Annotated in this window: 17 protein-coding genes and 3 riboswitches; of the genes, 14 read left to right on the forward strand and 3 right to left on the reverse strand. The window is 41.3% G+C overall.

The annotated features are described in order from the left end of the window. The first annotated feature begins 22 nt into the window (after positions 1 to 22). The 4 genes from hutH (at position 23) to IOC57_RS15135 (ending at position 7,259) form a co-directional block, all read left to right on the forward strand. A complete protein-coding gene (gene hutH / locus IOC57_RS15120; RefSeq protein WP_207439499.1) occupies positions 23 to 1,540 on the forward strand; it encodes a histidine ammonia-lyase in 1,518 nt (505 codons plus the stop codon). A gap of 351 nt (positions 1,541 to 1,891) precedes the next feature. Then, a complete protein-coding gene (locus IOC57_RS15125; protein WP_207439516.1) occupies positions 1,892 to 3,289 on the forward strand; it encodes an amino acid permease in 1,398 nt (465 codons plus the stop codon). Between the two features lie 1,032 nt (positions 3,290 to 4,321). After that, complete coding sequence (locus tag IOC57_RS15130; RefSeq protein ID WP_207439500.1) at positions 4,322 to 5,527, forward strand: quaternary amine ABC transporter ATP-binding protein; 1,206 nt, start codon at positions 4,322 to 4,324, stop codon at positions 5,525 to 5,527. A gap of 4 nt (positions 5,528 to 5,531) precedes the next feature. Next, positions 5,532 to 7,259 carry a glycine betaine ABC transporter substrate-binding protein gene (locus IOC57_RS15135; RefSeq protein WP_207439501.1) on the forward strand — a complete coding sequence of 576 codons (1,728 nt, stop codon included), beginning with the start codon at positions 5,532 to 5,534 and terminating at the stop codon, positions 7,257 to 7,259. A gap of 57 nt (positions 7,260 to 7,316) precedes the next feature. Here the strand turns inward: IOC57_RS15135 and IOC57_RS15140 are convergent, their stop codons facing one another. Then, positions 7,317 to 7,499: a hypothetical protein gene (locus IOC57_RS15140; protein WP_207439502.1), complete on the reverse strand. Its 183-nt coding sequence runs from the start codon at positions 7,497 to 7,499 to the stop codon at positions 7,317 to 7,319. A 363-nt stretch (positions 7,500 to 7,862) separates the two neighbouring features. Here IOC57_RS15140 and IOC57_RS15145 point away from each other — a divergent pair, with 363 nt between their 5' ends. The 3 genes from IOC57_RS15145 to essA all read left to right on the forward strand — a co-directional run bounded on the left by IOC57_RS15145 (position 7,863) and on the right by essA (position 9,991). Beyond that, complete coding sequence (locus tag IOC57_RS15145; protein WP_207439503.1) at positions 7,863 to 8,777, forward strand: nucleoside hydrolase; 915 nt, start codon at positions 7,863 to 7,865, stop codon at positions 8,775 to 8,777. Positions 8,778 to 9,093: 316 nt separating this feature from the next. Further along, positions 9,094 to 9,522, forward strand: coding sequence for a hypothetical protein (locus IOC57_RS15150; protein ID WP_207439504.1), 429 nt, complete (start codon positions 9,094 to 9,096; stop codon positions 9,520 to 9,522). Continuing rightward, on the forward strand, positions 9,509 to 9,991 hold the full coding sequence (gene essA / locus IOC57_RS15155; RefSeq protein ID WP_207439505.1) for a type VII secretion protein EssA: 483 nt from the start codon (positions 9,509 to 9,511) through the stop codon (positions 9,989 to 9,991). The genes IOC57_RS15150 and essA overlap by 14 nt, the downstream gene beginning before the upstream one ends. 298 nt (positions 9,992 to 10,289) lie before the next feature. Here essA and IOC57_RS15160 read toward each other — a convergent pair whose 3' ends face one another. Next, positions 10,290 to 11,237: an ABC transporter substrate-binding protein gene (locus tag IOC57_RS15160; protein ID WP_207439506.1), complete on the reverse strand. Its 948-nt coding sequence runs from the start codon at positions 11,235 to 11,237 to the stop codon at positions 10,290 to 10,292. A 3-nt stretch (positions 11,238 to 11,240) separates the two neighbouring features. After that, entirely contained in the window at positions 11,241 to 11,786 is a 546-nt protein-coding gene (locus IOC57_RS15165) for a hypothetical protein (RefSeq protein WP_207439507.1), read from the reverse strand. Between the two features lie 158 nt (positions 11,787 to 11,944). Beyond that, positions 11,945 to 12,158: riboswitch (cobalamin riboswitch) on the reverse strand. A gap of 196 nt (positions 12,159 to 12,354) precedes the next feature. On the opposite strand from IOC57_RS15165, the gene IOC57_RS15170 reads away from it, so the two are divergent. From IOC57_RS15170 to ptsG, 7 genes are all read left to right on the forward strand, one after another. Beyond that, on the forward strand, positions 12,355 to 13,311 hold the full coding sequence (locus IOC57_RS15170; protein WP_207439508.1) for an AAA family ATPase: 957 nt from the start codon (positions 12,355 to 12,357) through the stop codon (positions 13,309 to 13,311). Positions 13,312 to 13,349: 38 nt separating this feature from the next. Next, positions 13,350 to 14,504: a DUF58 domain-containing protein gene (locus tag IOC57_RS15175; protein ID WP_207439509.1), complete on the forward strand. Its 1,155-nt coding sequence runs from the start codon at positions 13,350 to 13,352 to the stop codon at positions 14,502 to 14,504. After that, complete coding sequence (locus IOC57_RS15180; RefSeq protein WP_207439510.1) at positions 14,501 to 16,702, forward strand: transglutaminase TgpA family protein; 2,202 nt, start codon at positions 14,501 to 14,503, stop codon at positions 16,700 to 16,702. The genes IOC57_RS15175 and IOC57_RS15180 overlap by 4 nt, the downstream gene beginning before the upstream one ends. 42 nt (positions 16,703 to 16,744) lie before the next feature. Continuing rightward, a riboswitch (purine riboswitch) is annotated at positions 16,745 to 16,846 on the forward strand. Between the two features lie 178 nt (positions 16,847 to 17,024). Beyond that, entirely contained in the window at positions 17,025 to 18,545 is a 1,521-nt protein-coding gene (gene guaA / locus IOC57_RS15185) for a glutamine-hydrolyzing GMP synthase (RefSeq protein ID WP_207439517.1), read from the forward strand. 226 nt (positions 18,546 to 18,771) lie between these two features. Continuing rightward, a riboswitch (purine riboswitch) is annotated at positions 18,772 to 18,873 on the forward strand. A 102-nt stretch (positions 18,874 to 18,975) separates the two neighbouring features. Further along, positions 18,976 to 20,307, forward strand: a complete 1,332-nt coding sequence (locus IOC57_RS15190) for an NCS2 family permease (protein WP_207439511.1) — start codon at positions 18,976 to 18,978, stop codon at positions 20,305 to 20,307. A 153-nt stretch (positions 20,308 to 20,460) separates the two neighbouring features. Continuing rightward, complete coding sequence (glcT, locus tag IOC57_RS15195) at positions 20,461 to 21,303, forward strand: glucose PTS transporter transcription antiterminator GlcT (protein ID WP_207439512.1); 843 nt, start codon at positions 20,461 to 20,463, stop codon at positions 21,301 to 21,303. Between the two features lie 213 nt (positions 21,304 to 21,516). After that, positions 21,517 to 23,586 carry a glucose-specific PTS transporter subunit IIBC gene (ptsG, locus tag IOC57_RS15200; protein WP_207439513.1) on the forward strand — a complete coding sequence of 690 codons (2,070 nt, stop codon included), beginning with the start codon at positions 21,517 to 21,519 and terminating at the stop codon, positions 23,584 to 23,586. Positions 23,587 to 23,880 lie beyond the last annotated feature (294 nt).

A 23,880-nucleotide genomic window follows, 5' to 3' on the forward strand; every position in this document is an offset into this window, starting at 1 on the left:
AAAAAGATTAGGGGTGTAGGAAATGATTATGTTAACGGGCCAAACTTTAACGATTGAAGAAGCGAAAAAAGTATTGTATGGAGAGGCATTTGTCACGGCTTCTGCCGAGAGTGTTAAGAAAGTTGAAAAAAGTCGGGAAGCAGTTGAAAATATCGTGAAACAAAAGAAGGTTATCTATGGTATCACAACAGGTTTTGGAAAATTCAGCGATGTTTTGATTGATGCAGAGGACGCAGAGCAGCTACAGTGGAATTTGATTCATTCTCATGCATGCGGAGTCGGGGAGCCTTTTCCTGAGGTGGTTTCGAGAGCCATGGTCCTTCTCCGTGCCAACGCGCTATTAAAAGGATTTTCCGGCGTCCGCCCTATTGTCATTGAACGTTTGATCGATCTATTGAATGCTCATATCCACCCAGTGATCCCTCAGCAAGGTTCTCTTGGGGCAAGTGGGGACTTGGCACCGCTTTCCCATTTGGCGCTAGTGTTGATGGGAGAAGGGGAAGTGTTTTATAAAGGAGAGCGAATGGAGGCCATCGTAGCTTTATCGAAGGAAGGCATCCTTCCAGTGACACTTAAAGCAAAAGAAGGTCTTGCATTAATTAACGGAACACAGGCCATGACGGGGATGGGCCTCGTAAATTATATTGAAGCTGAACAGCTGGCCCACCAAACTGAAGCGATTGCTTCACTGACTTTAGAGGGATTACGCGGCATTGAAGATGCCTTTGATCCGGATGTTCATCTAGCCCGCGGTTACCGCCAGCAAACAGAGGTCGCGGAACGGATTAGCCGCATGATCAGCGGCAGCCAGCTCATCACCAAGCAAGGAGAACTGCGGGTACAAGATGCATATTCGCTCCGCTGCATCCCGCAAGTGCATGGGGCATCATGGCAAACTCTTGATTATGTAAAAGAAAAATTGGAAATCGAAATGAATGCTGCGACGGATAATCCGCTTATTTTTGACGATGGGGAAAAGGTTATTTCAGGGGGGAATTTTCATGGCCAGCCGATTGCATTTGCGATGGACTTCATGAAAATCGCCGTTGCGGAGCTTGCGAACATTTCAGAGCGCCGCATTGAGCGACTCGTCAATCCTCAGCTGAATGATTTACCGCCATTCTTAAGTCCTTCACCTGGCTTGCAGTCGGGAGCGATGATCATGCAGTATTGTGCAGCATCACTCGTCTCCGAGAATAAAACACTCGCACATCCAGCAAGTGTTGATTCCATTCCATCTTCAGCAAACCAGGAAGATCATGTAAGCATGGGAACGATTGGGTCCAGGCATGCCCATCAAATCATTCAAAACGTTCGCCGCGTTTTGGCGATCGAGCTCATTTGTGCTTTACAGGCGGTGGAATACCGTGGAATAGAAAAGATGGCCCCGTTTACAAAAGAGTTTTATAAGGAAGCAAGAAAGCTCATTCCAAGTATTACGCAAGATCGTATCTTTTCAAAAGATATTGAAGCAACGGCAAGCTGGTTACATCAAATCGACTGGAATTCATTTATTCATAGGAGTTTACCTACCGCCTAATAGTAAGTGCGGAATATCCGAATCTTAAGATTACCGTGTTTCTTTTTCAATAAAGGTTAGGCTTATAGCCCTTTGACTTGGGTTATTAAGCCTGACATCGTTATGTAAATGCTACATAGATTCCAGAATCCAAAAAAGGTCTCAGCATTAGGGAAATGACCTTGAAATAGTGATAAATACAGGAAATGACTATTGATGGATGATCGACTTTATCTATTCGTGCTAGATTAAATATGCATTTCTGGAGGGGAATCTAATTTGGAAAATCGGCAATTGCAACCACCTGTCATAAATGAACAAAACCAGCCGTCAAATACTTTACAAAGAAAGCTAAAAGCGCGCCATCTTACGATGATTTCGCTGGGCGGTGCAATTGGAACAGGGCTGTTTCTCGGAAGCGGACCGGCCATTCACTCTGCAGGGCCTGGCGGTGCTTTGGTAGCTTACGCCGTAATTGGTATAATGGTTTATTTTATTATGACAAGCCTTGGAGAACTGGCCTCATTTATGCCAGTCAGCGGAGCTTTCAGTACCTATGCTACACGCTTCATCGATCCGGCATTAGGATTTGCGCTTGGTTGGAACTATTGGTTCACATGGGCGATGACTCTTGCCGCGGAACTATCTGCCGCAACGATGGTAATGAAGTTTTGGTTTCCGAGCAGTCCATCATTTTTATGGAGTTCTTTGTTTTTAGTATTGATATTCTTATTGAATTACGTATCTGTTAAAGGATATGGAGAAGGGGAATATTGGTTTTCCCTCATTAAAGTGGCAACCATCATCATTTTTATCGTTGTCGGAATATTGATGATATTCGGGATCATGAACGGAGAGGCAATTGGTTTTAAAAACTTCACAGTTGGTGACGCTCCGTTTGCCGGCGGTTTTTTGGCAACATTGGGTATTTTCATTGCTGCTGGATTTTCTTTTCAAGGAACAGAAATAGTCGGTGTGGCAGCCGGTGAAAGTGAAGACCCAGCAAGAAACGTACCACGTGCAGTTCGCAGCATCTTTTGGAGAATCTTCCTTTTTTACATCCTAGCCATACTTGTTATTGGATTGATCGTTCCTTATACGAATGGCAGTCTGCAGGGACACACGATCATGGTCAGCCCGTTTACGATGGTGTTTGAAAAAGTGGGACTAGCATTTGCTGCATCCGTGATGAACGCTATCATTTTGACTGCCGTGTTATCAGCTGGTAATTCAAGCCTTTACGTGACAAGCCGAATGTTGTATTCAATGGCAAAAGAAGGGCTGGCACCGCGTATTTTTGGGAGGCTTAACAAGCGCGGTGTTCCCATTTGGGGACTGGTCATCACTTCACTTGTAGGGATGTTGGCCTTTTTTGCTTCCATTTTTGGTGATGGAGTTATTTATATTTGGCTTATGAATGCTGTTGGAGTCACTGGATTTATATTTTGGCTGGGTATAGCGGCAAGCCATTACAGGTTCAGGAAAGCTTATATTGCTCAAGGGTATTCACTGGACGATCTTCCCTATAAGTCAAAATGGTTTCCGTTCGGACCGATATTTTCTTTCGCTCTTTGTTTTTTCGTTTTAATGGCGCAAAACTATCAGGCCTTTATTGGCGATGACATTAACTGGGCTGGTGTGTTCGCTGCCTATCTTGGCATCCCATTCTTTCTGGTAATGTGGATAGGTTATAAGTTCATTAAGAAAACAAAAGTAATTCCGCTAGTGGAATGCCAAATTGATTTTGATGAACATAGGAATGCCAAATAGTATGTATCGATGATGATATGCAAAAACCTTGAAATAGTTGTTTCAAGGTTTTTTTGTATATGTGACACATTTCCATGTATGTTTGAAAAAAACATAACCAATGAAAAAAGTATGAAATTCCAATTTTGCCAGATCAAAAACTGCTTATATTTACCCGTTATTTAGGACTGAAAATCCATTTTCCCTTTTTTTGGATTATATAGGGATTAAAAAAAAATGAAAAAAATTTGTGGCGGATGATCGGCGTTTATGATTATAGGAAGTCAAAGTGCTGGTATATCAACGTTTTTAGAGTCTTCCGGAACCTTTAGAATCAATGGGGTAAATGGGCTTTTTAGGCAAGAATTCCGTCCCACATCATTTGAACTTATATTCATTCTTTGTTAAGGTTATGAAGTACTTTTAGGGATACGGGATCAGTCAGTGCGCTTGGACTGAACAAAACCCTAAAATAAAAAACCATTATATTTCAGTTGGTATATGCTGTGCCTGTTAGTTTCCTCAGTTGTATTGCACCTCTTTTCCCTGCAAAGCACAAATTAGACACATTGGGAATCCCATAATCATATTTCTATGCGTTTTGGTGTTATACTGCACTGCAAGTATCATTCCACCTGGTTAAGGAAATGAAGTACTTTAGAGGGTAGTCGTAAGTCCACCATCCGGACAAAACTCTAAGTGGAAATCGTTTATATTACAGTTGGTATATGTTGTGCCTGCTAGTTTCCTCAGTTGTGATTGACCTCTTTTTCCTACTTGAAATGCTCAATTTATCACACATAATATAATCCAAGTAAATAAATACTTCTTGGGAATAATAAATATAGATTATTTTTTTATGCACGTTAGCCCTGTGCCACTGAAAAAGTGTCACTTCCGCTTTTTTTGAAGAAAAAGTAATAGGGCAGAATAGCTTTGTTCATTTCAGTTATTTCAAGATACTTGGTGTATTAATAATCATCACTCGCATAAAATGGGGGAATTCAGCAAAACTGAATATCATATGGGCAACTATTAGAATGAGGTGACTTGATGAAGCCGAATGTAGAAGTCAGAAATGTCTCGAAAATTTTTGGCAAATCTCCAAAAGCAGCAACAGACTTATTGAAGCAAGGCAAATCGAAAAAAGAAATCCTGAAAGAAACGGGACAAACGGTCGGAGTGAATAATGTTAATTTCGAGATTTATCCCGGCGAGATCTTTGTCATCATGGGTCTATCAGGAAGCGGGAAATCTACTTTGATCCGCATGTTCAATCGTTTGATCGATCCCACTTTGGGTGAAATCTTAATTGATGATGAAGATATCGTGAAGATGAACGCTTCCAGGTTAAGGGAAGTCAGACAAAAGAAAATAAGCATGGTATTTCAGAACTTTGCTTTATTTCCGCATAAAACGATATTGGAAAACGCAGAATTCGGGCTTGAAATTCAAAAAGTGGAGCCAGCAAAACGTCATGAAAATGCGATGAAGGCTCTTGAGGCCGTTGGATTGAAAGGCTACGAAAATCAGCTGCCATCACAGCTTAGCGGTGGAATGCAGCAAAGGGTTGGGTTAGCCCGCGCACTTGCAAGTGATACGGATATCCTATTGATGGATGAAGCCTTCAGTGCCCTTGATCCATTGATTCGTAAGGATATGCAGGATGAACTGATTCAAATCCAAGATCAGTACAAAAAAACGATCATTTTCATTACCCATGATCTTGATGAAGCATTAAGAATCGGTGATAGAATTGCCCTTATGAAAGATGGAAGTGTCATTCAATTGGGAACCCCTGAACAAATCATGATGAATCCAGCCAATGAATTCGTCGAGAAGTTTGTGGAAGATGTGGATCTATCAAAAGTATTGACAGCATCTCATGTGATGATACGCCCAGAGAAGATCGCGGTGGACAGAGGTCCGAGGGTTGCCTTGGAAATCATGCGCAAACAAGGGTATTCCAGCATTTTTGTTGTGGATAGAAAGCAGAAGTTATTGGGGGCCGTGACTGCTGAACAGGCTCGTCAGGCAATGAGCAATAACCAATCGATTTCTGAAGTGATGTCAACCGATATCCCGACTGTAAAAGAGGATGAATTACTTGGGAACCTCATGGATGTGATGGCGACTTCGAGCTTGCCAATCTCAGTCATCGATGAGCAGAAAAGAATTAAAGGAATTCTTCTTCGCGGTGCCGTTATCGGTGCTTTGGCAGGAAATAAAGATTCCTTGAATGAAATGGAGAGTGAATAATTCAATGAATATGCCGAAAATCCCACTAGGAGCATGGGTCGATTCTTTAGTGGATTGGATAACTATTGTATTTGCTGGATTATTTACATTTATAACAAATGTGATCGAGGGTCTATTGAATATCTTGGTCGATGTAATGAGTACAGGACCTTCCATCGTTTTAATTATAGTCCTGACCCTTCTGGTTACCTATACAAGCAGATGGCCATTGGGAATATTTACATTCATCAGCTTACTATTGATCGATAATCTTGGTTATTGGGAATCAAGCATCCAAACACTGGCAATCGTAATTTTGTCAGGAGTCTTAACGATAGTGATCGGGATACCGATCGGAATATGGTGTGCCCAAAATAACACGGTGCGTAAGATCGTTACCCCGATCTTGGACTTCATGCAAACGATGCCCGCATTCGTTTATTTGATTCCTTCGATCTTATTCTTTGGAATAGGGGTAGTGCCAGGGATTATTGCGTCATTCATTTTCGCTATCGCACCGACAATCCGAATGACCAATCTTGGGATTCAGGAAGTGCCTAATGATTTGATCGAAGCATCGGATGCTTTTGGTTCAACCAGCAGCCAAAAGCTATTCAAGGTACAAATACCATTGGCTACTCCTACGATTATGGCAGGAGTCAACCAAAGTATCATGCTGGCACTATCCATGGTTGTTACCGCCTCATTGGTTGGAGCGCCAGGACTTGGGGCGGATGTCTACCGGGCCGTCAGCCAGATAAATGTGGGGCAAGGATTTGAAGCAGGATTATCCATCGTAATCATTGCAATCATTCTCGATCGTATCACGCAAAATCTTCGTAAACCAGCTTACGAAAATCTCGTTAGCAGGAAAATCATTTTTACAATACTGGCCTTACTAGTTGTGGGTACTGCACTATTCAGTGCTTTTACAAAAGATACGGCTGTGAACGGGGATGAAAATAGTTTTGCTGCCAAAGCCAATTATGAAATAATCGGAATTGAACCTGGAGCAGGATTGATGAAGTTGACTAAAACGGCTATAGATGATTATAAGCTGGATGATTGGAAAGTGGTTGAAGGGTCATCGGCAGCAATGGTTGCTGAATTGAAAAAAGCGATTGATAAAAAAGAACCAATCGTCGTTACAGGATGGTCACCTCATTGGATGTTCTCGAAATATGACTTGAAATATCTCGAAGATCCGAATGAATCCTTTGGCGGGGCTGAAAATATCAATTCGATTGCCAGAAAAGGACTCGAGCAAGATGCCCCCGGCGCTTATAAAATTCTTGATCAATTCTTCTGGGATACGAAAGATATGGAAGATGTAATGGTCAAGGTTACTGAAGGTATGTCTCCTTCAGAAGCAGCAGAAAAATGGATAAGCGAAAACAAGGACAAAGTATCCGAATGGACCAAAGGTGCTGAATCAGGAAATGGTGAAAAGATCAAACTGGTTTATGTTGCATGGGATACTGAAATTGCCAGCACAAATGTGATTGGCAAGGTTCTGGAGCAAAATGGTTATGACGTAACACTAAGTCAAGTTGAAGTCGGACCAATGTTTGCCGGCGTTGCAAACGGAAGTGCGGACGCAATGGTGGCTGCATGGCTACCGGGAACACATCTTGAATATTATAATAAGTATAAAGCTGAAATGGTTGACCTTGGACCAAACTTAAAAGGAACAAAGAATGGTCTGGTCGTACCGGATTACGTTGATATTGATTCAATTGAAGACTTAAAATAAGAAAAAAGAGGGAATTTCAGAATTGAAATTCCCTCTTTTTTTAGTTTTAACTGAATTTCATTGTACGGAAACGAATTTACTCCTCAATTCCTCTTCCGTTACTTCGACCCTTCCTTTCAAATCTTCAGCAAGTAATACGTAACTTTTCACACCAATGAATTCTGAATGTGATATTAAAAAGAATTTTGTTCCCTTCTTATACGCAGAAGGATCATCTTCAATTAACTTAAACATTTTCATCCTTTTTCCACCTTGGATATTATAAATTATTACCGCATGTATACATAACTACCTATGGAGTAGACGTAATAGCATTGAACAAGTTGAAAAGGAAATAGGTCACTACTAAGATACAACTTCTTCTTTCCACTTTTTATATCATTGATATTTATGAGCGGTCAACTATTTTTACTGGCAGATGCAAGAACCAGCCGGCATCGTCATTTGTTTGCAAATTATGAGTATTCTTAACTTTCTGTGGAACTGCCTATCGTTGAATGTTAAAATTCAGTTGGAAAACAGTGTTTCTTTATACATAGGAAAGAGAAAAGAGAGGCATTGAAAGAGCTCTCTCGAAAAGTGATTTTGGAAGGTGTGGAAATATTGAAACCAATCATATTTGATGTTGATACTGGGATTGATGATGCCATGGCGATGGCGTATGCTTTAAATTCCCCAGAATTGGAAGTGCTCGGATTCACCACTTGCTTTGGTAACGTGCCCGTTGTTGAATCGACCCGCAATACACTTGCCGTTTTGGAGAAATTAAATAGGCGCATTCCGGTTTTTGAAGGTGCTGACCAAACTTTGGTGCGCGGAAGGAAGAAGAAATATCCCAAGCATGTTCATGGGGAAGACGGGTTAGGAAATACCCTTCAGTTTGAACCGAGTATCAAAGCTTCACAAGGAAATGCAGTAGATTTCATTATCGATCAAGTGAAAAGCCGACCGCATGAAATTACGATTATTGCAGTTGGTCCACTGACTAACATCGCATGGGCAATTAAAAAAGCCCCAACGATCATGTCCTTTGTAAAAGAGGTCGTTATTATGGGCGGCGCCGTAAACGTACCAGGAAATGTAACGCCTTATGCTGAAGCGAACATAATATCAGATCCTGAGGCAGCCGATCTGGTATTTGCTTCAGGGCTGCCAATCACCCTAGTGGGGCTTGATGTGACACTGCAAACATACCTACTGAAATCGAAGCTTGATGATTGGCGTGCCACTGGTAAGGAAAGCGCCAAATTTTTAGCGGAAATGACCGATTATTATATGAAAGCATATGAAAACTCCCATCCAGGTTTAGGCGGTTGTGCCCTTCACGATCCGCTTGCTGTCGGGGTTGCGATTGATTCCAGTTTTGTGAGTACAGAATGGATGAAAGTCAAGGTGGTGACCGAAGGTGAAGAAACAGGAATGACAATCGGTCAAAAGGGGGGCGAACCAAGAATCCGCGTCTGTACGAGTGTGGAAAGTGATCGGTTTATGAAACATTTCTTGGAACGGGTTATATGAGGACTTGATGTTTTGATTAGGACTTTCATTGACAAAGCAACGTAATTGAAATCATGTATTAGGTATAAAGGCTATCACTTTTCCAAAAGCCATTGGGAAAGGATGGCCTGTTTCTGTTGAATAAATTGATTCTTGCTAGATGTCATATTCCTGCTGTAAAAGTAGCAGACTTTAATCAAACGTTTGACTAATTTTCCGGAAAAGAAAGTCTAAAGTCACTATTATTATGGTGAAAACCATAATATTGGATAATGGTTAAGGAATATTAGGTATAAAGAACTTTTTTTACCATGAATAAGTAAAAAAAACCATTCCAATGATGGTCCATGCGGCCTTGTTTACCTTATTGAATCTGATCGTAGGTTTAATCATCAGCATGTATGGTTTGAAGATCTATCCACTGGGAGATATACAGGAGATTAAGTGGACCGTTTTCACCGTCCTGCTTTTATTCTTCTGTTCAGCGTTTACCCGACTTGCCTTCTCGATTGGGCCGTTTGTCGGTGCTATCCTGGTAATCGGTTTGATCAGTTTCTTTACCATTCCATTATTGGATTTAATCATGCCTAATTTCAATGTGGATCACCCGGTTGCAGACGTATACATGTCCATTCAATTCGGTAATCAGACGGCATTCATTCCTGCTAGTATCATCTTGATTGTGCTGACGCTCATAGCAACGATCATTCCATATATAGTGAAGCGTCTTACAGAAAGTAGAGCCATGGCCCATGAAGTGGAATAAATACGTAATGCCTGTCTTGCTCATCCTGTTTTTTAGCCATGCACCTCATGGCGGAGCGGGAGAGGAACCCATGGTGGAGCCCAATGAATATCAAGAAAAGGATATTGATATTCAAACGGAGTATTTCCATGAAGAAGGATTGTTGGAACAGAAGCGGAAATTGCCTGAAGAACAAAAGGACCTCACTTTTGAAAGAGGGAAATATGATGCCGTTGACTCGGTGAAGGACTCACTGTTTCTGTCTCCGGTAACGGGGAATCAAAATAATACCATCGCTTCAAAATCAGAACAGCTAGGATTATTCTCGGAAGTCGGCATTCGAACGAGAGGCGAAGAAGAAACTGAACCTTCCCTTAATTTTGACCTGACGATATTGCTCGGCATCGTTTTGGCACTTTTGGTCATTTGTTTGTTTTTTATTCTCATTCCGAAAATGGGGAAGCTGAATGGAGAGGTTAAACGAAAATGAAAACAGCCCGATTCCTGGCATAAGTCAGCGATCGGGCTGTTTTGCTACATAATATCCATAACGGTTTTAATAAGCCCTAAAAGAAGGGCAGCTGCGAAGATCAAAATGAAGAATTTTTTATACATGTTCATTACCTCTTATATCTTATGAGTGGATTGCAATCATTTTAGCATAAACAAGACAGGAAGGAAGTTTACTTAAGAATAGACAGATCAGAAGGTCCTTGTTACGTTGGCCTAAAGACCGGTGCGGGAAAGGGATGCGGATGCTCCCCCTTTTGGAGCATCCTCCTTTCGTGTTATTTGAACAAGTCAGGATAAACAGTCTTTGCTGCCAGTTCAACAGCTTCACCTATTCTTGGTCCAGGACGTGACATGACATTTTCATCCACCAAATGGATGTCATCGTTCTTCACCGCATCGATATCTTCCCAGCCTTTACGCGATTTAATTTCACCAACAGCATCATCTGTATACGTGGCAGTGGTGATGATGGACTCAGGGTTCCTTTTGACGATCTCTTCATCAGATACCTTAACCCAGCCTTTCTGGTCATCAAAGATGTTTATAATGCCGGCAGTATCCAGGATTTCATGTTGGAATGTTTCCGCTCCTGTTGTATAGATTTCCGGAGCAGGGCTAATTTCAAAGTATGTTTGTTTCTTTTCATCTAAAGTTTCCACTTTTTCTTCGACACTTGCAATTTGGGATTTGATATCTTTCACTAATTCATCCCCTTTTTCGGCAACACCCATCACATTAGCAATCTGTCCGATATCACCATATACATCATCGAAATTTGCCGCAGATTTAATAATGAACACAGGGATGCCAGCATCTTCGAGTGGTTTCAATGCCGTATCATCTCCAATGGTATAAGCTATGATGGCATCAGGTTTTAAGGCAATGATTTTTTCTGCATTGATATTAACAGAGTCTGAAACATGTTCGATATTCTTTGCTTCCTCTGGATAATTATCGAAGTCTGTCACACCAACGACTTTATCACCCTGTTCAAGGGCAAATAAAATTTCTGTATTGCTTGGCTGAAGTGAAACGACTTTTTTCGGGGTTTTCTCGAATTTTATTTTCTTTCCAGTATCATCCGTAACGGTATAGTCCTTGATTTCTTCCTTTTTAGTAGCTTTATTATCCGTTGCGGCTTGATCATCGTTCACTCCGCATCCGGTAAGGAAAAGGGTAAGCATCAGCATGGAAATCCAACTGAATCGTAGGGTTTTCTGCATTATTTATTCCTCCGTTTTCGTTCTCATGGGTTTGGTCGGGTATGATTTACTTATAAAAGGAATTTCGTCGATCCCCTGTTGCTTATTGACATAGACTGCCATCACGAATAATACATTTGCAAGCAAGTGAGCGTAATCAAAAATAATTCCTGGAATTTCCTTCTCCAGACTTACCTTGTGTAAAGCACGCACGGACTTTTTGGCTTCACTTCGGCAAGTATGCAAAGTACATGCTGCGGTTGAGCCTTGTGGAAGGACGAATGTTCCTATTCGATCTTTCACTTCAGCGACATACCGGTCGTAGATTGCACTTAAACGGTCGAGATCATCGCCGGTAATGGCCAATTTTCCACGAACTGAACCATTTAAATGGTAAGCCATGGGTAACAGTTCCATTAAGTCACGGTATACTTCGGGGACGTCCTCAGTAAGCGAGGCGGCCAAGCCGATTTGTGTCGTTAATGAGTCTGTACGGATTTCGAAATCGACGGTTGATACGGACTCACGCATGTATGGGTAGCATAAAAAACGAAAGTCTTTCTTTGCCATAACTCTTCCTCCTTTTACGTATTGGGTGAATGGCCTCCGTATTGCTTTTTCCAGCAAAACAAATAGCCGACCAAGAGGTTTGGTCGGCTTCGGGCATCTATGTATCTGTAGTAGAAAAAAGATGGGAGAGCCGTACAATCTCCTATCTTCCGAAGAGCATAATACGATGAAAAAAGGCAGGTCTCCTGGCTTGTGCGACATTTTACTCTAAGAACCTTCCCATTTGGGTTAGGTAATCGGCGTGAGATTACCTAACCCAAATAGTGGTATGCATCTTATTTCATTAGCACTTACAGTTGCGGAAACAGCTTCGGTTTTAAACCGAATTCCCTATTAAGCTGACAAGGCAGCACCCTTTTCTGCAAGGTTCATATTCACTTAGCAACAGTTTACCATACCTTTTTCATTAAGCTGCATTAATATTTTTAGACAAATTCGTTTATGGTTTACCGAATATCTAGTAAACTTACAATGTAAGGTTTAATTGGATCTTAATGTAAAAATAGTGATATAGAAAACTATGGAATAATCGTGATAATGTGAATCTGTGAATCTCGGGAGGTAGAGAATGATTTATAAGCAGGTCAATCAAAAGCTGGAAATGGTTCTGGGGAATATCGAAAAGGTGATTATCGGAAAACGGGATATAGCAGAACTAAGCATCGTGGCACTCCTTTCCGGTGGACATGTCTTATTGGAGGATGTTCCGGGTGTGGGAAAGACAGTCATGGTAAGGGCACTGGCAAAATCAATAGGTGCAAGCTTTAAGCGAATTCAATTCACACCTGATTTACTTCCTTCTGATGTTACTGGTGTTTCAATCTTCAATCCTAAGGAACAAGAATTCATTTTTAGGCCAGGTCCGATAATGGGACATATTATTTTAGCTGATGAAATTAACAGGACCTCTCCGAAAACTCAGTCTGCATTGCTTGAAGCCATGGAAGAGGCAAGTGTGACGATTGATGGTGTAACAAGGGGATTGGAGAAGCCCTTTTTCGTAATGGCGACACAGAATCCGATCGAGTACGAGGGAACATATCCGCTACCGGAGGCTCAATTGGATAGATTCCTATTAAAAATGAGAATGGGCTATCCAGGTGTGGAAGAAGAGATAAAGGTTCTTCATAGGGCTCAATACACGGCGCCGCTTGAGGAACTGGAATCCGTCATCACCTTGGATGAATTAATAGAAATACAGGCTGAGGTAAAAGCGGTGATAGTGGATGACACAATAAAACGATACATTGTTGAATTGGCGAATCAAACACGTTCGCATGAAGGGGTTTATTTAGGGGTAAGCCCGCGTGGGTCGATAGCATTGATGAAGGCAGCCCAAGCATACGCGCTGATCCGGGGCAGGGACTATGTTCTGCCGGACGATGTTCAATATTTAGTTCCATTCGTTTTTTCCCACCGGCTTATTTTGAAACCTGAAGCGAGTTATGATGGCTTCGATGCTGGAATGGTGATACATGAAATTGTCGCGACAACACAAGTCCCTGTGAAGCGGGCTGTGACCTAATGCGCAAATTCATCAACATTTTAAGGGGAAATATGGGTGTGATCGGACTTGTATTACTCATGACCGTTTCCTTTTGTTATGCAATGTTTCAAGGCGGTTTTGTCAGTTGGTTCATTTTTTATTCATTTTTGCCGTTTTCTGTGTACGCGTCGATCCTGCTGTTTTATCCGCTGCATGATTTTACCGTTGAGAGAAAGGTCAATAAAAGGGAATGCCAGGCCGGCGAATCTGTTGAGATAGCATTGACGTTTACCCGTAAAAACCGGCTGCCCCTATTATATATGGTGGTAGAGGAGGAATTACCTCAGGAGATGGAAGATAGAGGTTTTCAAAGGAAAATAATTATCTTTCCGGGATTCAAGCGTACCTTCAGCATGTCATATACCTTGGAAAACTTGCGGCGCGGAGAGCATTCGTTTCAATCGATCCGCTTTTGGATTGGGGACTTTTTCGGGCTAGTCGAAAAGGAAGCGATATATCTTTCACCTTTGAAAATCACTGTTTTTCCTCGTTATCATGAGCTTGCCTACAGTGATCTTGATCGAGTGTTCAATCAGGGGGTAGTGGTTTCAACAAAGAAAACACAACGGGAACATTCAGTTGTCTCCGGGGTAAGGGAATATCAGCCGGGCGATCAGTTATCATGGATTAACTGGAAGGCGACGGCTAGAACGAGTGAAATCATGACGAAGGAATTCGAAGTGCAGAAAAACCGTGAAGCATTCATCATGCTTGATGAAAAGCCGTCGGAATTATTTGAAGAATCAATTGTAATGGCGGCTTCCATTGCACACGCCATGTTAAAGAAAGGCATGGAAATTGGGTATGTGAGTATGGGTTCGAGGTTAATCATACCGGCAGCAGCAGGAAATAACCAGAAACGAAAGATTCTTTACCGACTTGTTAAAGAAGAGCCAAGTGAATCAAACGTATTGAACGAAAATGTCAGGAAGGGAATTCTTCCGGCAAATGCTGCTGTGATATTCATCGTTTCAGACTTAACCTTGGAAAAGGTAGACATATTGAGTGCCTTCCGGCCTAATCAGGGATTAATGGTATGTGTAAAAAAACAGGCAGATCTTACTGATCAGGAAAGGTTGTCAAGTTCTACAGCTGTTTCAAGGGGGATAAAGGTTAGCTTTTTTGAACATGGCCAACTAAAGACTGACAGATCAGAGGTGATGGCGAAATGAATGTCACTACCGAAAGACTGGAAGGGTTCATGCACGTCATCATGTATGTATTTGGTCTGTTGTTGATTACTGAATGGTTAAGGCCAGTCGATAAACTCACCGATACAGGTAATATCAGCATTTTCATCTTATTTTTGCTCTATTCCCTACTGCTGAATTATTTCCGCATACATTGGTCAATCCGATTTATTCTCATTAGTGCTTATATAATGATTTCATTACAGTTCCTCCATTCAAAAGACGCATTATTTCAATTGTCATGGCTGAAAGGGCTTCTAGAGGATTTTAAGGGCAATCTTGGTTTTATATATGATGGGAATTGGGAGTTGATCACAAATCCATTTCGAACGTTTCTATTTTTTGTCCTTCTTTGGCTTGTGACATATTTGATTCATTACTGGGTGATGGTGAGGCAAAGCATCTTTTTCTTTTTTTTGTTAACGGTGATTTTCATATCTGTACTTGACACATTCACTCCTTATGTAGGGGACAAGGCAATGATTAGAATCATCATCATCGGGTTCTTGATGCTTGGCCTTTTGTCCCTGCAGCGACTAATGATACAGGAGAGGATTAAGTTTTCGATGGCTTCCATCAATAAGTGGATCTTGATGCTGACAGGCATGATATTGGTAAGTGTCCTTGTTGGTTTCGTTGCCCCAAAGTTCTCTCCGCAGTGGCCGGACCCAGTGCCTTATATTACTTCGTATTCTGATAAAGCGGGGAAAGAAGACGGTGATTCAAAGCGCAAAAGTGTCGGATATGATGAAGACGATTCGGATCTTGGCGGATCGATAGAGCCGGATAGTTCCATCGTTTTTTATAATAATGCTCCTGCAGGACATTACTGGAAAGTCGAGAGCAAGGATATTTATACCGGTAAAGGGTGGGTTTCCTTACTGGAAACTGACTTTCACACTTTTTCCAACGGGCAGGATATGGCATCTTTAGATATTTACGACGTTCCTGAAGTGGTGAGGACAGAAGAAATGACGGCAAAAGTGTCCATGACAGAATCATATTCCCATATCCTTCATCCGCAGTCCGGGTATTTAAAAAAGATTGAGGGCAAAAACGGGATGGATTTCAAATATTATCAAGGTATGGACAAAGTTATTTCTGAACAGGATAATGGCAAACTACTGTCCATGAAAGAGTATGAGCTGGTTTATGATATGCCGCGTTTTGATATAGCTGCGTTAAGGAAGGTAACGGGACCCGATGAATCGATGGATTTATTAATGGAAAAAAACACTCAGCTTCCAGAGGGATTGCCAAACCGGATATATGAATTGGGATCCCGGCTTACAAGAAATGAAACGAATTGGTACGATAAAGCAAAAGCCATTGAGGATTATTTTGACGGTCCTGAATTCATTTATTCTAAGGACGATATTCCGTATCCGGAGAGCAATCAAGATTATGTCGATCAATTTTTATTCGAGACACAGCTAGGGTATTGCGATAATTTTTCAAGTGCAATGGTCGTTTTATTAAGAGCAGCCAATATACCTGCAAGGTGGGTAAAGGGTTATACGGAAGGGGAAAAATCAATCCTTGATGGCGAAACCATTTATAAGGTGACCAATAATAATGCACATTCCTGGGTCGAGGTTTATTTTTCAGGGATAGGCTGGGTTCCTTTCGAACCGACAAAGGGTTTCAATGGAGAAGTCCAATTTTACGATTCGGAATTGAAACAGGAAGTGATAAAGAACCCAGAAGAAACCCCAATTAATGAAGAGCAAACAAAGAAAGAGACCAGGGAACGCCGGGATACACCCGATAGGGAAACTCACTCCTCCGTGAAAATGGGTATTGAGAACATGAGGGGGTTCTTAAAATGGACGGCTATCATACTGTCAGGTTTATTGATTCTCGCCTCCATTGGTTATTTCTTTAGAAGGAAGTGGATTCCCCATCTTCAGATCTTTCGTTATAAAAGAAAAACAGGTGCTCAATTCTCGACAGCTTATTTAATATTATTGAAACAATTAAAACGAGCTGGTTTAGTTCGTCCGGAGGGGCAAACTTTAAGGGAGTACGCCGCCTATGTGGATGCAGTGTACGATACGGAGGAGATGAGTGAATTGACAGCTGGATACGAGTTAATGATATATCGTGGAGACGTGGAAGATGACGAATGGAAACACTTTCAAATGGATTGGGAAAGCTTAATGAGAAAAACTAGCTCTTGACCAGGTTTTTATTATATTGATACAATAACAAAAACAAAAACTAACTTAAACTAATATATCCTTCATATATCCTCGATAATATGGATCGAAAGTTTCTACCGAATCACCGTAAATGATTTGACTATGAAGGCGGATTTTAACAGGAAAGCTGAAAATCTGCCTTCGTCTATACTTTTTCTGTATTTTTGAGGGTGGATTTTTAGTTTTTCTTTTTTTATGATAATATTTTTTATAAGAAATTATCACTCGATTTTATGAGTGAATTACATTGATAGAGGTGACGTTTGTGCCGGGGAAAACAGAATTGCAAAAAAACCAGGAAATGATCGTAGTACTTGATTTCGGAAGCCAATATAATCAATTGATCACTCGCCGTATCCGCGAATTTGGTGTGTACAGTGAGCTTCATCCTCATACAATTACTGTAGAAGAAATCGAGAAAATGAACCCAACGGGAATCATTTTCTCAGGGGGTCCGAACAGTGTTTATGATGCAACTGCATTTGGTTGTGATGAACGCATATTCGAAATGGACCTACCGATTTTCGGTATTTGTTATGGCATGCAGCTAATGACTAAACATTTTGGCGGTAAAGTGGAACCAGCGAAAAACCGTGAATACGGAAAAGCTACACTTGCCATCCAAAATGAGTCTAAGTTATTCAGTGACCTGCCGAAAGAACAAATCGTCTGGATGAGCCATGGTGATTTAGTGGTGGAAACGCCTGAAGGTTTCAAAATAGATGGGACGAACCCGTCATGCCCGATTTCGGCTATGAGTGACGAGTCGCGTAAATTGTATGCCGTACAATTCCATCCAGAAGTCCGTCATTCCGTATACGGTAATGACATTTTGAAAAATTTCGTATTCGGCGTTTGTGGCTGTAAAGGTGACTGGTCAATGGAGAACTTCATTGAAATCGAGATGGAGAAAATCCGCCAAACGGTCGGAGATAAAAAAGTGTTATGTGCTTTGAGCGGGGGAGTTGATTCATCCGTTGTTGCTGTATTGATTCATAAAGCGATTGGCGATCAGCTGACATGCATTTTCGTTGATCATGGATTACTTCGTAAAGGGGAAGCTGAAGGTGTAATGGAAACATTCAGCGAAGGCTTCAATATGAACGTAATAAAGGTCGATGCAAAAGAACGTTTCCTATCGAAGCTTGCTGGCGTTTCAGATCCGGAACAAAAACGGAAAATCATCGGTAACGAGTTCATCTACGTATTCGATGACGAAGCAACGAAGCTCGAAGGAATTGATTTCCTTGCACAAGGTACACTTTACACAGACATTATTGAAAGTGGTACGGCCACTGCACAAACAATTAAATCGCATCATAACGTTGGCGGTCTGCCGGAAGATATGCAATTTAAATTGATTGAGCCTTTGAACACTCTATTCAAGGATGAAGTGCGTGCACTTGGAAGTGAAATGGGCATTCCAGATGAAATCGTTTGGCGTCAACCATTCCCAGGCCCAGGTTTAGGTATCCGTGTATTAGGCGAAATATCAGATGAAAAACTTGAAATCGTTCGTGAATCTGACCATATCTTACGTGAAGAAATTAAAAAGAATGGTTTGGAACGCGAAATTTGGCAGTACTTTACAGTGCTTCCTAACATTCGAAGCGTAGGGGTAATGGGCGACGCGCGTACGTATGACTATACAATCGGGATCCGTGCAGTTACATCCATTGACGGAATGACTTCCGATTGGGCAAGGATTCCATGGGATGTACTTGAAATCATCTCAACGAGAATCGTTAATGAGGTAAACCATGTAAACCGCGTCGTGTATGACATTACGTCTAAGCCGCCTGCAACGATCGAGTGGGAATAGAAGAATGAAATCAACCAATCAGTGAAGGAATTAACCTTCACTGATTTTTTTGGTTAAAATGGTATTTGAATATGTAGATAACTTACATTTTACGTATGTTGGCGAAAATATAGCCATAATAAGTAAGGGATATATAGCGAAAAGCGAACATTGTCTAAAATTACATAAAAAATATTCGTTTAGTATATTGACGATTATTTTGGTGACTGGTACACTATACCTAATAATAATAAAAAAACATAATTGTCGTATAATATTGGGGATATGGCCCAAAAGTTTCTACCAAGCTGCCGTGAACGGCTTGACTACGATGTGGATGGATTGGCGAGGATAAAAACCGCCACTTCTTTACATGACCGCAGTCAAGCCCCGTTCGGAACCGAATGGGGCATTTTCTGTTGGCACGATTTTATGATAGGGGAGACTCATAATGAAAAAATATTTTCGGTTTAATGAGCTGGGAACCAATTATCGCCGTGAAATACTTGGTGGACTAACTACGTTCCTTTCAATGGCATATATCCTGGTTGTTAACCCTGTGATGCTGACTTTACAAAGCATCGAGGACTATCCGGATGAATTGAGAATGGACTACGGAGCGGTTTTTGCAGCGACCGCATTAGCGGCTGCAATCGGCTCGATATTGATGGGACTCATAGCCAGGTATCCGATATCGCTTGCGCCGGGTATGGGATTGAATGCTTTTTTCGCTTTTACCGTTGTTCTAGGTTTTGGAATTCCTTGGCAGACGGCTTTATCAGGAGTATTGATTTCAGGTATTATTTTCGTTTTGTTATCCCTATCGGGAATACGTGAGAAAATCATTAATGCAATTCCAGTTGAATTAAAATACGCAGTTGGAGCCGGTATCGGTTTATTCATTACTTTTGTAGGGTTTCAGAATGCTGGAATCATCACGAATGATGACAGCGTTCTTGTCGGACTGGGCGACTTAACATCAGGGAATACTTTATTGGCTGTGTTTGGAATTGTCGTAACCGTCATTTTGATGACGAGAGGCGTCAAAAGCGGCGTGTTCATAGGGATGGTCATTACAGCCATTGCAGGAATGATCTTTGGGCAAGTCCCGGTGCCGGAGAAAATAATCGGTGCCGTTCCTAGCATAGCGCCTACATTCGGGGTTGCATTCGATGCTTTTGGAAATCCCGGCGATCTCTTCACTGGTCAAATGTTGATCGTAATATTGACCTTCTTGTTTGTAGCATTCTTTGATACAGCGGGTACGTTGGTGGCTGTTGCTCAACAAGCTGGATTGATGAAGGATAATGTTCTTCCTAGAGTGGGAAAAGGATTACTTGCTGATTCATTATCCATCGTTTCAGGTGCAATTCTTGGTACATCCACCACGACATCTTATGTAGAGTCTACATCTGGTGTAGCTGCTGGTGCCCGAAGCGGTTTTGCGGCAGTAGTGACAGGTTTACTTTTTGTCCTATCCCTTTTCTTCTTCCCGCTTCTTTCAGTTGTAACATCTGCGGTGACTGCGCCAGCATTGGTTATAGTCGGGGTATTAATGGCATCATCACTTAAAAATATTGACTGGCATAAGTTTGAAATTGCGGTTCCGGCCTTCTTTACGGTTATCATGATGCCTATGACATATTCAATTGCGACAGGTATAGCTTGTGGATTCATCTTCTATCCGATCACTATGTCGATGAAAGGAAGAGCTAAAGAGGTTCACCCAATCATGTGGGGTCTTGGAATCGTCTTCCTATTATATTTCATTTTCTTGAAGTAATAATGCAAGTAAGTAAGGAGAGTCCTGATTTCGGGGCTCTTCTTTCGTGTTGTAAGAGAAAGCTCATATCGTGTATAGTAAAAGGACAAAGTACTAAGTACTTTATCCTTTATGGGGCATAGGGATGACTATGAGAAAAAAAGAGGGAGAAAAATGAATGGTTTTATCGTTGAAAAGGTTTTGAACAATAATGTGGTGATTGCCACGCATCCGTCATATGGAGAAGTCGTTTCTATTGGAAAGGGCTTAGGTTTCAAACGAAAGAAAGGCGAAGAGTTGAGCCCGGAACTGGCGGAGAAAACGTTTGTCCTGAAAAATGTTAAGGAACAGGAAAGTTACAAAAAACTTTTGCCGCAGATCGATCAAAATCTTCAAGCTGCCATTATAGAATCCATTCATCTCATTAATGACCGGGTAACTGGAAAACTCAATGAACATATACATGTCGGTTTAACAGATCATTTGTTGTTCGCCCTTCAGCGTGTTTCACAAGGAATGACTATTAAAAATCCATTCTTGAAAGAAACGATAACCCTTTATCCTTTTGAACATGATATTGCTGTGGATGTAATCGACTTAATTCAAGATAAGACAGGCATAGGCCTACCCCAAGGGGAAATCGGATTTATTACGCTTCATATTCATAGTGCAATATCAAATAAAGACTTATCGGAAGTCAATCAGCATTCGCAGTTAATCTATCATCTTATCCGAGTAGTTGAAGAACAGCTCAACGTACAAATTAATAAGGATAGCATTGATTATACACGTTTGGTCCGTCATTTAAGATTCATGATAGACAGGGTATTGGCTGAGGAAAAAGTAGAAGAACCCGAAAAAATAGCATTGCTATTGAAAGAAGAATATCCTTTGTGTTACAATATCGCTTGGAAGCTAATAAAAATTATGCAGCAGAAATTAGGCAAACCGGTATGTGATGCGGAAGCTGTCTATCTAACGATGCATATTCAACGATTACAAAAGAAAATAAAATAAACATACATTAACTTACGTGTTACTGATTCGATCAGGCATAAGTGAGGAGAATGATTGTTATGAAAGAGGGTATTATATACCTGAATTTACATTTCAATCCTATCTTTGCTTATGCCTTTTTTGTATTTGAATTCTGATGCGTGGGAAGATGAATACCATCGTTAAATGTAACCGTTTTATTAGCATGGAAAACAGTAAAGAGGAGGAAAACCTATGTTTAAGAAGTTGTTTGGTGTTTTGCAAAAAATCGGAAAAGCTTTGATGCTTCCTGTAGCCATTTTACCAGCGGCCGGAATTTTGCTTGCGTTTGGTAATGCATTGCAAAACGAAACTTTGTTGGATATCGCCCCGTTTCTTGCGAGTGGCGGAGTGGAAATGGTCGCATCGGTAATGGAGAATGCCGGAAATATTATTTTTGGGAATCTTCCCTTGTTGTTTGCTGTGGGGGTCGCAATTGGGTTAGCTGGTGGAGATGGTGTTGCCGGCCTGGCGGCGATTATCGGGTTCTTGATTATGAATGTAACGATGGGGACAGTTCTTGGGATTGACGCTGCCGACATTGAGAACAATGGTGCAGTGTATAGCAATGTTCTGGGAATCCCTACGTTGGGAACTGGCGTGTTCGGCGGTATTATTGTCGGTGTCATGGCTGCTGTTATGTATAATAAATTTTATGAAATTGAACTGCCTTCTTATTTAGGATTCTTTGCGGGTAAACGTTTTGTACCAATTGTAACAGCCGCAAGCGCAGTTATTCTTGGGTTGTTGATGATTTTGGTTTGGCCGACGATTCAAACGGGGTTAAATTCATTTTCCGAAAATATGTTGGGTGCTAATCTGACTCTGGGTGCTTTCGTGTTTGGGGTTGTGGAACGTGCACTGATTCCTTTTGGATTGCATCATATCTTCTATTCGCCATTCTGGTTCGAATTTGGCAGCTATATCCCTCAAGGCGGGGGAACGCCCGTCAGAGGAGACCAAGCCATCTTCATGGCACAAATTAAAGATGGCGTACAGAATTTAACGGCAGGTACTTTCATGACTGGTAAATATCCATTTATGATGTTCGGGTTACCAGCTGCGGCTTTGGCCATTTATCATGAAGCAAGACCGGAAAGAAAGAAAATAGTCGGGGGCTTGATGGCTTCCGCGGCACTTACATCTTTCTTGACGGGAATTACTGAACCACTTGAATTTGCCTTCTTATTTGTTGCCCCGGTACTTTTTGGAATTCACTGTCTGTTTGCAGGTCTTTCCTTCATGACGATGCATTTATTGGACGTGAAAATCGGGATGACGTTCTCGGGTGGGTTGATCGATTACGTTCTGTTTGGTCTAATTAATCCTCAAACCAATGCTTGGATTGTTATTCCGGTTGGTTTGATCTTTGCGCTTATCTATTACTTTGGGTTCCGATTTGCGATAAGGGCGTTTAACCTAAAAACCCCTGGTCGTGAAGTAGAAGAGGATGAGGAAGAGGAAGGATCTGCAAGTACAGCTGGAAGTCTCCCTGGGGATATCTTGGATGCTATGGGTGGAAAAGAAAATATTTCTCACTTAGATGCTTGCATTACCCGTCTTCGTGTATCAGTCAATGACATCGGTAACGTTGATAAAAATAGGTTGAAAAAACTTGGTGCCGCTGGAGTCCTGGAAGTGGGCAATAACATCCAGGCAATCTTCGGGCCGCGTTCAGAAACGATCAAGGGCCAGATGAAAGATATCATCGATGGAAAAAGGCCTCGTAAAGTAGAAGCCTCTCCTGGAGAGGGCGTGGAAAAACAAATCGAGGATATCGTCCCGAAACCTTTACGGACGGATGGAGTTTCCGAGCGATTTGTTTCACCTATTAAAGGGGAATTAAAGTCGATCACAGAAGTACCTGATGCAGTTTTTGCTGAAAAAATGATGGGTGATGGGTTTGCCATTGTACCGGAGGAAGGATTGGTTGTTTCTCCTGTAGACGGTACGATCGTTAACCTATTCCCGACTAAACATGCAATAGGTATCGTTTCAGAAGCTGGTCGTGAAATCTTGATACATGTCGGAATCGATACAGTTAAGTTAGAAGGCAAAGGTTTCGAAGCACTTGTTGCTCAAGGAGATAAAGTGACAAGCGGACAGCCATTGCTTAAAGTTGATATAGAGTATGTCAAAAACAACGCTAGCTCTATCATTACGCCAATCGTCTTTACTAACCTTTCCGAAGGTGAAAGTGTGAAGATTGAAAAGGGCGGAAATGTAGATAGGGAAGAAGCGGACGTAATTTCCATCAATAAATAATCATAAATAATAGGGGGGGGCTATATTCAGCTGCCCTCCTGTTTTTGGTGATTCGTTAGCAGGGGCGAATTCTATAGAAAGAAAGTAGTGTATATATAGAAGGAGGTAGTGGTTAATGAAAAAAAGAGAGGGATTTTGATAAATTAAATTGACTTATATATTTGCAGGTGCTAATATATTAAATACACCGCTTGAGACAAAAAAAGACAAGCAAGTAAATGATAACTTGTTGTTGACTTTGTGTTTGAATGGTGTTAGACTAAGTGAGTCGCTAAAGAAGCGATGGGAAATATT

The sequence above is a fragment of the Bacillus sp. SD075 genome, assembly GCF_017355165.1.
Taxonomy (GTDB): domain Bacteria; phylum Bacillota; class Bacilli; order Bacillales; family DSM-1321; genus Peribacillus.